General features: G+C 70.9%; 10 protein-coding genes and 1 pseudogene. 6 read left to right on the top strand and 5 right to left on the bottom strand.

Translation table 11 applies throughout. From position 1 onward, the window contains the following. Positions 1-619 (top strand): annotated as a pseudogene (locus RDU12_RS00960) (hypothetical protein); the annotation flags it as partial. 4 nt (positions 620-623) lie between these two features. On the opposite strand, the gene cysQ reads toward RDU12_RS00960, so the two are convergent. Continuing rightward, on the bottom strand, positions 624-1,409 hold the full coding sequence (gene cysQ / locus RDU12_RS00955; RefSeq protein ID WP_300293507.1) for a 3'(2'),5'-bisphosphate nucleotidase CysQ: 786 nt from the start codon (positions 1,407-1,409) through the stop codon (positions 624-626). Positions 1,410-1,499: 90 nt separating this feature from the next. On the opposite strand from cysQ, the gene chpT reads away from it, so the two are divergent. The 5 genes from chpT (at position 1,500) to RDU12_RS00930 (ending at position 6,090) form a co-directional block, all read left to right on the top strand. Then, complete coding sequence (gene chpT / locus RDU12_RS00950; RefSeq protein ID WP_308683967.1) at positions 1,500-2,156, top strand: histidine phosphotransferase ChpT; 657 nt, start codon at positions 1,500-1,502, stop codon at positions 2,154-2,156. Positions 2,157-2,257: 101 nt separating this feature from the next. Beyond that, positions 2,258-2,629, top strand: coding sequence for a PleD family two-component system response regulator (locus RDU12_RS00945; RefSeq protein WP_300292864.1), 372 nt, complete (start codon positions 2,258-2,260; stop codon positions 2,627-2,629). 4 nt (positions 2,630-2,633) lie between these two features. Next, positions 2,634-3,449, top strand: coding sequence for a protein-glutamate O-methyltransferase CheR (locus RDU12_RS00940; protein WP_300292862.1), 816 nt, complete (start codon positions 2,634-2,636; stop codon positions 3,447-3,449). Positions 3,450-3,748: 299 nt separating this feature from the next. Then, entirely contained in the window at positions 3,749-5,641 is a 1,893-nt protein-coding gene (locus RDU12_RS00935; protein ID WP_308683966.1) for a M20/M25/M40 family metallo-hydrolase, read from the top strand. Between the two features lie 2 nt (positions 5,642-5,643). Beyond that, the gene (locus tag RDU12_RS00930) at positions 5,644-6,090 is read left to right on the top strand and encodes a MaoC family dehydratase (RefSeq protein ID WP_308683965.1); all 447 of its coding nucleotides are present in this window, start codon (positions 5,644-5,646) and stop codon (positions 6,088-6,090) included. A gap of 236 nt (positions 6,091-6,326) precedes the next feature. On the opposite strand, the gene RDU12_RS00925 is transcribed toward RDU12_RS00930, so the two are convergent. The 4 genes from RDU12_RS00925 to RDU12_RS00910 all read right to left on the bottom strand — a co-directional run bounded on the left by RDU12_RS00925 (position 6,327) and on the right by RDU12_RS00910 (position 9,894). After that, positions 6,327-7,874: a bifunctional GNAT family N-acetyltransferase/carbon-nitrogen hydrolase family protein gene (locus RDU12_RS00925; RefSeq protein ID WP_300291011.1), complete on the bottom strand. Its 1,548-nt coding sequence runs from the start codon at positions 7,872-7,874 to the stop codon at positions 6,327-6,329. Between the two features lie 177 nt (positions 7,875-8,051). Beyond that, positions 8,052-8,777 (bottom strand): YkgJ family cysteine cluster protein, encoded by a 726-nt coding sequence (locus RDU12_RS00920; protein ID WP_300291009.1) that lies wholly within the window; start codon positions 8,775-8,777, stop codon positions 8,052-8,054. 83 nt (positions 8,778-8,860) lie between these two features. Next, on the bottom strand, positions 8,861-9,406 hold the full coding sequence (locus RDU12_RS00915; protein ID WP_300291007.1) for a hypothetical protein: 546 nt from the start codon (positions 9,404-9,406) through the stop codon (positions 8,861-8,863). Positions 9,407-9,465: 59 nt separating this feature from the next. Next, positions 9,466-9,894 (bottom strand): hypothetical protein, encoded by a 429-nt coding sequence (locus RDU12_RS00910; RefSeq protein ID WP_300291005.1) that lies wholly within the window; start codon positions 9,892-9,894, stop codon positions 9,466-9,468. Positions 9,895-9,947 lie beyond the last annotated feature (53 nt).

Here is a 9,947-nt window from a genome sequence, read left to right as displayed (position 1 = left end):
GGCCGGGCGCGACCTGCGCGCCCTCGTCGAGGCCGCCTCGCCCGACTATCGGCCGCTGACGCGGGCGCGGGCCTTGGCCCTGGCCGGGACCGGGCTGATGGCGCTGGCCGATCTGGCCCGGAACGACGCGGCCCGGGTCCAGGGTCAAGCCCTGTTCGACGCCGCCGCCGACGCGTTCACGCCCGATCACAGCCCGCTCGATTGGGTCGCCGTGCGGCTGGCGCAGACCCGGGACGCCGCCCCGCTTCTGGCCCTGGCCGAAGCGGAGGCGCTGAGCCGCGAGCCGGGCCTGATCCTGGGCGCGCTCGCCCGCGAACGCCGGCTGGCCGCCGAGGCCACGCTGGCCGAATCGATGGCCGACCTCGAGACGCTGACGGGGCTGGAGGCGATCATCCGCCGCCGGCTGACGAACGCGACCCGGACCGACCCGGTCGACTGGGCCGCCGACCAGATCGGCATGGCGCATCTCGCCATGGCCAGGGGGCGGCTGACGGGAACCGGGCCGCGCGCCGTCGGGCTGATGCTGGCCGAGGCGCTCGAAACCGCCCGCGAATGGGGCGTCCCGGCGCTGATGCAAAGGGTCGTGCTGGCGACGCCGGAGCCGGTCGCCCGGCCCTGAGCCTCTAGCCCCCTAGCGCCACGAAGCCGCCGTTGGCGAAGCGGGCCTTGCCGTAGCGCAGCGGCTGGCCGTCCTCGGCCATGACCCGTCCGCCGGCGGCCTCGAGCACGGCCTGACCCGCAGCCGTGTCCCACTCCGAGGTCGGGCCGGTGCGCGGATAGGCGTCGAAGCGGCCCTCGGCGATCAGGCAGAATTTCAGCGACGAATCCGTGCCCTGCCACTGGACGCAGCCGTGGCGCGAGGCGAGGCGCTCGGCCTCGACGTCGGTCATGGAGTGGCTCATCACCGCCATCGGCGAGGCGGGGCGGTTGCGCACCTTGATGGCCTGCCAGGCCTCGCCGAAACGGCGGCGGAAGGCGCCGGCGCCGGGCTTGCCGCTGCGCCAGGTCGTGGCCGTGGCCGGGGCGGTGACCACGCCGGCGACGACCACGCCCTTGTGCACCAGGGCGATGTTGACGGTGTAGCTCTCGCGGCCCTCGATGAAGCCGCGGGTGCCGTCCAGCGGATCGATCAGCCAGAACCAGTCGGCGGCCTCGGCCGGGGCGCCGTCGGCGGCGACGGCCTCCTCGGCCACGGTCTGGACGCCGGGATACAGGGCTTCCAGCCGCTCGAGGATCAGGGCTTCGGCCTCCTGGTCGGCCTTGGTCACCGGGCTGTCGTCGGCCTTGGACTCGGCCACGACCCCGTTGCGCCAGTAAGGCAGGATGACGCGGGCGGCGTCCTCGGCGATGTCGGCCAACGCCTCGGTCAATGCGCCCGAGGCGAGGTCGGCGGTCAGTCTCTTGCTCATGGCCGCTCCGATAGACCATCGGGACGGTTTGAAGAACCGGCAAATCAGGGCAGCGTTCGCGCGACCGCCCACCTGTTGTTTTCGAGCCCGATGACCGACACCGACACGCCCTCCTCCCTTCCCGACGGCCAGGCCCTGGCCGCGCTGGTCGCCGGCAAGCTGTGCCACGACTTCATCAGCCCGGCCGGGGCGATCAGTTCCGGGCTGGACCTGCTGAAGGATCCGACCGCCCAGGACATGCGCGAGGACGCCATGGGGCTGATCGAGGCCAGCGCGAAAAAGATGGTCGCGCTGGTGGCCTTCGCCCGGGTGGCCTTCGGGGCCTCGACCTCGGCGGAGCGATTCTCCGCGGCGGAGCTGGGCGAGTTGATCGCCGGCCTGACGGAGGGCGGTCGGGCGACGCTGGACTGGCGGGCCGAGGGCGGCGACTATTCCAAGGCCCAGGCCCGCGCACTGGTGAACCTCGCCTACCTGACCATGGCCGCCCTCCCGTCGGGCGGCTCGGCGGCGGTCTCGACCCGACGCGAGGGCGCCAATCTGACCATCGCCGGCGTGGCCGAGGGCGCGCGGGCCCGGCTCAAGCCCGAGGCCGTGGCCGGCCTGACGGGGCGCCCGCTGGACGAGGGTCTGCCGGGACAATGGATCCAGCCCTACTGGCTGTGGCTGACGGCCCGGGACGCGGGCGGCTCGCTCGCGGTGCAGGCCGACGAGGGCCGCGTGGCCCTGACCATCCACATGCCTAACTGACCCTTAAGCGGGTTTCCCAAGGACTCATTAACCGGCGCGCTGCGATGATAAGGATAACGCACACGCAGGCGTTGTGAGCGTCAGTTCCGGAACCCAAGGCCTTGACCCCCAGAACCTGCCTGATCGTCGACGACAGCCGGATCATCCGCAAGGTCGCGCGACGCATCATCGAAGGCCTCGGCTTCGAGGTCGATGAGGCCGCGGACGGCTCCGAGGCCCTGACCTTCTGCGCCGGGGTCATGCCCGAGGTCATCCTGCTGGACTGGTCGATGCCGGTCATGGACGGGCTGACCTTCCTGCGGCGGCTGCGGACCCTGCCGGGCGGAGCCGGCCCCAAGGTCCTGTTCTGCACCATCGAGACGCGCGCCGAACGCATCGCCGAGGCCCTGTCCGCCGGCGCCGACGACTATGTGATGAAGCCGTTCGACGGCGAGATCCTGACGTCGAAATTCGCCGAGGTGGGGGCCGTCTGAACCCATGTCGCCGGAAGCCTTCGATCGCCTGCAGTCGCTGATGGCGTCGCGCGCCGGGTTCCGGCTGACGCGCGACCGCATGAAGCTGGCCGAGCACCGGCTGGGGCCGCTGGCCCGCCGCGAGGGCTATGAGACCGTCGACGACCTGCTGGCCTCGCTGTGGGCCAAGCCGGTGGCGGCCCTGGCCTGGGCCGTGATCGAGGCCCTGCTCAACCCCGAGACCTGGTTCAGACGCGACCGCCCGACCTTCGACACCTTCGCCGGCGAGTTGCTGCCGGCCCTGTCGGCGGCGCGCGGCGGGATCCCGGTCAAGGTCTGGTCGGCGGGCTGTTCGACCGGTCAGGAGGCCTGGTCTCTGGCCATCGGCGCCCTAGACGCCGGCTTCCCGGTCGAGATCATCGGCACCGACCTGTCGCAGCGGGCGCTCGAGAAGGCCCGCTCCGGCGCCTACACCGGCTTCGAGATCCAGCGCGGCCTCAAGGCCGGGACCATGTTGGACTGGTTCGACCAGCACGAGGACAGCTGGATCGCCAAGCCCCAGTTGCGCGCCGTGGTCCATTTCGCCCGCGCCAACCTGCTGGACCCGCCGGCCGACGATCACCGCTTCGACGTCATCTTCTGCCGCCATGTGCTGGCCGACATGGAGCCGGCGCGGCGCGGTCAGGCGCTCGACAACCTGGAGCGCCGGCTGGTCGACGACGGCTGCCTGTTCCTCGGGCTCGACGAGGCCCTGGACGGCGACAGCCTCGCCTTCCGCCCGGTCGCCGGCCGCCCCGGCCTGTTCGTCAAGACGCCGTCGGCGCTGCGCCGAGCGGCGTAGGACCGGACGCCGGACCAACCCTCTTCAGCTCGCGGCAGCCTTCCGGCGCGCGCCGCACAGGTCGCACCATTCGCCGCCCGGCCGACTCCGGTCGGGTCGCCACCGGTGGCGGCGGCATCGCATGCGCCGGATCATCGCCTTCAGGGATTTGAACATTCCTGGCCGCCTTCCCCCGCCGGCCTCGGGCTTAGGTTGCAGGCTCTAAGGAATCCTTGACCGAAATGGTTGCCCGGCGACGGCGGAGGTGACGCGTCGGCCCGCCGCCGCTAGGCTCCGCCCGTCATCGGGGAGGATGTCTCATGCGGCTGTTCTGGCTGGTCGGATCGCTGGCGCTCGCGTTGCTGATCGGGGTCCTGTCCCTGCAGGTCCCAACCCCGGCCGGACTTGAGGCACCCGCCACGGCCTTCTCCACGGACCGAGCCATGGCCGACGTGCGCGAGCTGGCGCAACGGCCGCATCCGGTCGGCTCGGCGGATCACGCCCGGGTGCGGATGTTCCTGCAACAGCGGATGACCGCTCTGGGGCTTCAGACCTCGATCCAGACCGGGCCGATCTCGCGCGGCTCGGCGCGCTATCTGCGGCGGATGGGCGGCGACCCCGAGGCGGCGAACTTCACCGCCACCAACCTGATCGGCGTGCTGCCGGGGCGGAACCCGGCCCTGCCCGCCGTGGCCCTGATGGCCCATTACGACACCGTGCCGATGTCGGCCGGGGCGGCCGACGATTCGACCGGGGTGGCCGCCATTCTGGAGACGGTGCGGGCCCTGCGCGCGCGGGGGCCGGCGGAGCGGACCCTGGTGGTGCTGTTCACCGACGCCGAGGAGATCGGCCTCGACGGCGCCCGCATCTTCTGGGGCGGCCACCCCCTGCGCGACCGCATCGGCGCCGTCATCAATCTGGAGGCGCGCGGCGGCGGCGGCCGGGCCATGATGTTCGAGACCGGGCGCGGCGCCGCCGACACCATCGCCCTGTTCAGCCGCGCCGGGGTGCGCGCCGACGGCGGCGTCACCGCCAACTCGCTGGCCGGCTTCGTCTATGAGCGGATGCCCAACGGCACCGACTTCACCATCCCCAAGGACCGCGGCGTCCAGGGCCTGAACCTGGCCTTCATCGGACGGCCGGAACAGTACCACGCCCATTCCGGGGCGGATGTGCTGGACCGCGGCTCGGTCCAGCACATCGGCTCGCAGACGCTCGAGAACGCCGACGCCCTGTTGCGCGCCGACGCCCTGCCGGCGAGCGGGGCCACGACGGTCTACGCCGACCTGTTCGGGCGTGTGGTCGTCAGCCACCCGCCGGCGGCGGGCTGGGGCCTTCTGGCCCTCGCGCTCGGCCTGCTGGGCGCGGCGGCGTGGCGCGCGCGGAAGCGGGCGGGCCTGACCATGGCCGACGTCGGCCGGGGCGCGCTGGACGGCCTCTGGTTCGTCGCCGCCGGCCTCGTCCTGACCCAGGCGGTGCGGACGCTGGCGGGTCCGATGTCGGGCCGGGCCGACAGCGCCGAGGCCTACTACACCCTGCTGGCCCGCCTGCCGTGGATGGAGGCCGGCGCGGCCCTGACCGTTCTGGCGCTCGTCATGGCCGTGCTGGGCGGGCGCAAGCGCGCCGACCGCCGCCTGACCGCCGTCGCCCTCGCGGCGGCCGCCGTCGCGGCCCTCGCCCTGGGCGGGTTCGGCAATCCGGTCGTCATCGGCGCCTCGATCGTCGCCATCGGCCTGTCGCTGGCGCCGGGACTGGCGGCGCGCACGACCTGGGGCGGCTGGACCGGCCTGATCGCCCTGACGCTGCTCATCGGAGCCGCCGCCCAGACCGTGGCGCCGGAAGCCGCCTTCCTGTTCATCTGGCCGGGCCTGCTCGCGGCCGTCGCGGCGGCGCTGGCGAGCGTGCTCGACCCCGGCCTGACCCGCGCACGGTCGCTGGCCCCCATCGCCGTCGCGGCGACGCTCGGCGTCGGCTGGCTGATCGGCCTGTCGCATCCGGTCTTCCTCGGCGTCGGCCTCGACCTGCCGGGCGTGTTGGTGCTGCTGGGCCTGCTGGCGCTGATGCTGGTCCGGCCGCTGTCGCCGGAACAGGGCGCGGCGAGGCCGTGGCTGATGGCGGCGCTGGCGGTGCTGGTGCTGGGCGCGGCCCTGTCCGGCTGGGCGCGGCTGGCGGAACCGATGCCGGTCCCGCCGCCCGCCGTGGACGGAGCCTGAGCGTGGCCGGGACGCTCTACCTCGAAGACCTCCACGTCGGACAGACCTTCGTCACCGGCCCGGTCACCGTCACGACCGAGGCCATCAAGGCATTCGCCCGCGACTATGATCCCCAGCCCTTCCACCTCGACGAGGACGCCGCCCGCGACAGCCTGTTCGGCGGGCTGGCGGCCAGCGGCTGGCACACGGCGGCGCTGAGCATGCGGCTGCTGGTCGACGGCCTGCCGATCGCCGGCGGCCTGATCGGCGTCGGTGGCGAAACCACCTGGCCGCGCCCGACCCGCCCCGGCGACACGCTGACGGTTCACATCGAGGTGCTGGAGATCACCCCGTCGAGGTCGCGCCCCGACCGCGGCATGGTCCGCACCCGCAACGAGACCCGCAACCAGCATGGCGAGCCCGTCCAGATATCGAAGCTCGGCATCGTCGTCTGGCGCCGCCCGGGCTGAGGCTGAAAGTTCATCACAGCGGTCACAACGGAAGGCACAACGGACACGACGGGACCGGAGCCGCGTCCGCGCCAGTGTCTTTTCCGGTGCCTTGCGATCGCGGCGTACGCCGCATTTCAGTCACTTCGAACGCGGGCCCGGGTCCGTCATCCGCGCAGGATCCGTTGTGTCCGTCGTGACCTCGTCGTGTTCGTTGTGATGAACCAGTCATCGCCCGAGCAAGGGCCCAAAAGCCCTCACCCCCCGTCGGTCCACACCGTCTTGTACAGGTCGAAGCGCCGGTCGCGCAGATTGCGCACCGTGCCCTGCGACTTGGCCCAGGCAAGGTCCGACAGGTCGAGGTCCGCCACCGTCACCGTCTCGACATTCTCCGACGCCTCGGCCGCCACCCCGTCCCGCGCGAACGGGAAGTCGCACGGCGTCAGGATGCAGGACTGGGCGTACTGCACGTCCATGTTCTCGACGTTGGGCAGGTTGCCGACGTTGCCCGACAGGATGACGTAGCACTGGTTCTCGATCGCCCGCGCCTGCGAGCAGTAGCGCACCCGCAGATAGCCCTGCCGGTTGTCGGTGCAGAACGGCACGAACAGCAGCCGCGCCCCCTCGTCGACCAGCCGCCGCGCCAGCTCCGGGAACTCGGAGTCGTAGCAGATCAGCACCCCGATCGGCCCGCAGTCGGTCGGGATGGCGTGCACCCGGTCGCCGCCCTTGATGTTCCACCAGTGGCGCTCGTTCGGCGTCGGGTGGATCTTCTCCTGCTCGTGCACCGAGCCGTCGCGCAGGAAGACATAGGCGACGTTCTGGATGTCGCCGTCCTCGGTCCGCGTCGGGTGGGAGCCGCCGATGATGTTGATGTTGTACTCGACCGCCATCTTGCGCATCGCCTCGACGAAGCGCGGCGTGTAGCGGGTCAGGGCCTCGATCGACTCCACCGGGGTCAGCTTCTTCGATTCCAGCGACAGCAGCTGCAGGGTGAACAGCTCCGGAAACACCACGAAGTCCGAGCGATAGTCCGAGGTCACATCGACGAAATATTCGATGTTGGAGATGAACTCCTCGAAGCTGGCGACCTTGCGGGCCTGGAGCTGCACCGTCGCCACCCGCACCGTCTCCTTGACCGCGAAGGCCGCCCCGCGCCCGTGCGTCTCCACATAATAGGGATTGCGCCACACCATGTGCGCCGCATGGCCCATCGAGGCCGTGTCCGAGACCAGATAGTTGTCCAGCACCCCGATCGGCTCGAAGCCCGAGCGCATGTGGAAGCCGATCACCGGGTCGTTCAGCTTGCGCGCCGTGACCGCGTCCAGATATTCGCGCGCGTCCGGATAGGCCGCCTTGCGCCGCGCCAGCCCCGGCATCCGCCCGCCGAAGACGATGCCGCGCAGGTTCTGGGCCTCGCACAGGTCGCGCCGCGCGTCATACAGCCGCTGGCCGATCCTCAGCCGCCGCCGGTCGGGATCGACGCACACCTCCATGCCGTAGAACCAGTCGCCCATCGGATCGTGCCGCGCCGCGTATCCGCCGCCGGTGATCTGGGTCCAGGTGTGCGGCGACATCGCCGTCTTCTCGTCGATGCGGAAGCCGGCGGCGTAGCCGACGATCTCGTCGGCGTATTCGACCACGAACTGGCCGTCCGGAAAGGCCGCGATCTGGCCGCGCAGCATCCCCGGCGTATAGGCCGGCATGTCCTTGTAGACCTTGGCGACGAGGGCCGAGATGGCGTTCACATCCGCCAGCCTGGCGTTGCGGATATTGAGGACGGCGGGCTTGGAGCGTTTTGTCATGGCCCCTGAACGCATGGCGACGCTTGAGGATCAAGTCCTCGCGGCCGACGCGCCGCCAATGCATCCTGTCACGCCTACCAACTTGAAGAGGTCCGTTTTGCAGGTCGGAGGTTGGGCGACGTCCAAGCGAAACGTTTTACCGTTGGCATTCGTCCCTGATCGACTTCCAGCCCGGTCTCACAGGCCGCTGATCACCTGTTTCAGAATCTCGGCTGCAGGGCGGTCACGGGGCGAAGGCGGAGACTGGGCGTCCTGGACCAGCGACAGCACGAGCGGCAGCCACCCGTCCCGGAGATCGGCGTTCAGAAGCGCCAGCGAGGGCCGGGCCTCAAGGACCACCTTCTCGATGCCCGGAGTCAGGGCGGCGCACAGGGCCGGCGGCGATGTGACCAGATATTCGCGACACGACAGCGGCCGGTCGGCGTGGATCGAACACGACTCGTCCTCAAGGAAGGGGCAGGCGACGCCGGCGGCGAAATACTCCCGTGCGATCAGCTGGCGGTCATCGCGGTTCCGGTCCAGCCGCTCCATCAGGCCCAGCGGCTCCAGGGTGTCGAGAGCCGCTTCGAACCGGCGGCGCACCCGTCCGCGCCGCGGCTCGGGCATGGCCTCGACCAGCCGGGCCAGGGCGCGGGCCTCGGCGGGGGCGACCGGCACCAGTTGGCGGCAGCAGGCGCCGCAGCCGGCGCGGCAGGAAATTTCGAGCCCGTCCGCCTCGGCCCGCGCCGTCGCCCGCGTCGCGAACAGGCTGCTGAGGCCGTGAATGATGGGCAGCACGTCCTCGACCGCGACGAGGCCGGCGGGCACGGTCATCTCGACCGGAATCCGCTCTCTCCCTACCTCCAGCACCACCCGACCGGTCGCGGTCGCCTCCCCGTCGGACGGGGCCGCCGACAGGCGCACGACCGCGTCCTCGTCCGGACCGACCGGTTGCGGCGGCGCCCCGCGTCGTACGCCCGCGCGCGCGGAACTCGTATCGTCAGCCATTATCGCCGGCTGGGTCTGGTGTTCCCCGGTTCGGCCGGCAGGGCGCACTGCTGGACACCGTCCCGCGTGACGATCTCGCCCCGCTGGGCGATGCAGGCGCGAGCCGTGTAGTGGATGTCGATCTTCGTAAAGCTCAACGCCACACCCTGTTTGTGGATGTCGAGGTCTCCCGTCGCCGGCAGGCGGCACTGCTGAACGCCCTCATGCCTGACGACCGCGCCGCGCCGGGATGCGCAGGCCCGGGCGGTGAATCCGGCGTCGATCTTGAGGAACATGTCGCCGGCTCTCGTCTGACTGGCGGGGCCCGACGGATCCGAAGGGTTGGTCCGACAGGCGCTGAGCCGGGTGTCAGGCATGTGTTTGCCGTCGGCGCAGGCCGTGATCTGGGCGTCCTGGTCGATGTGATCCCGGTTCGGGATCGTTCCGGGCGCCGCGACGACGGCTCCTGGCGACGGACGCACGCTTTCCTGCGCCTGGGCCGATACGACGACGACGCCGAGGTCGAAGGCGACCGCGCCGGCCAGGATGAGGGCTGTCTTCCGCATGGTGTCTGTTCCTTGTCGCAGTCCTTGGGACGGGTGGCCCGTCGGCGGGCCCCGTCGGTCTAACGCGTGGTCGATACTGCCCCCATTGCCGAATTGGCCTCCTCGCGGCGGGGCGTCGCCGGCAGGCGGCACTGCTGGACGCCGTCGACAGTGACCACCGCGCCCCGGCGGCCGATGCACGACTGGACTGTATTCACCAGATCGATCTTGATGAAGGCTACCGGGTTTGATTTGTCGATATGACGATCACGACTGCTTTCACGCACGCCGTTGTCTGTACTCCCACTCAAAGTGACGGTCCCGAGGGCACCGGCGCGCTCGTCACCCGTTCTGGTGGTCCCGCGGGCATCCTGTCCCTCAGAAGCCGGAACGTTCGTCCCAGGTCGGATCAGCGGTTGCTGAGTTACCTGCTGCGCCTGGACCGATACGACGACGATGCCGAGGTCGAACATGGCCGCGCCGGCCAGGATGATCGCTGCTTTCCGCATGGTGTCCATTTCCTTGTTGCAGCCTTTGGGACGGGCGAACCGTTGGCGGGGCC

Source organism: Brevundimonas sp. (assembly GCF_031082345.1).
Taxonomy (GTDB): Bacteria; Pseudomonadota; Alphaproteobacteria; order Caulobacterales; family Caulobacteraceae; genus Brevundimonas.
The sequence above is the reverse complement of the archived record's forward strand: the minus strand, read 5'-3'. Positions and strand labels throughout refer to the sequence as shown.

Bases quoted from the DNA above. Each gene is read 5' to 3' on its own strand.
- RDU12_RS00935 (WP_308683966.1), top strand. From the start codon at position 3,749: ATGCGGCTGTTCTGGCTGGTCGGATCGCTGGCGCTCGCGTTGCTGATC.
- chpT (WP_308683967.1), top strand. From the start codon at position 1,500: ATGACCGACACCGACACGCCCTCCTCCCTTCCCGACGGCCAGGCCCTG.
- cysQ (WP_300293507.1), bottom strand. From the start codon at position 1,409: ATGAGCAAGAGACTGACCGCCGACCTCGCCTCGGGCGCATTGACCGAG.
- RDU12_RS00925 (WP_300291011.1), bottom strand. From the start codon at position 7,874: ATGACAAAACGCTCCAAGCCCGCCGTCCTCAATATCCGCAACGCCAGG.
- RDU12_RS00910 (WP_300291005.1), bottom strand. From the start codon at position 9,894: ATGCGGAAAGCAGCGATCATCCTGGCCGGCGCGGCCATGTTCGACCTC.
- RDU12_RS00915 (WP_300291007.1), bottom strand. From the start codon at position 9,406: ATGCGGAAGACAGCCCTCATCCTGGCCGGCGCGGTCGCCTTCGACCTC.
- RDU12_RS00940 (WP_300292862.1), top strand. From the start codon at position 2,634: ATGTCGCCGGAAGCCTTCGATCGCCTGCAGTCGCTGATGGCGTCGCGC.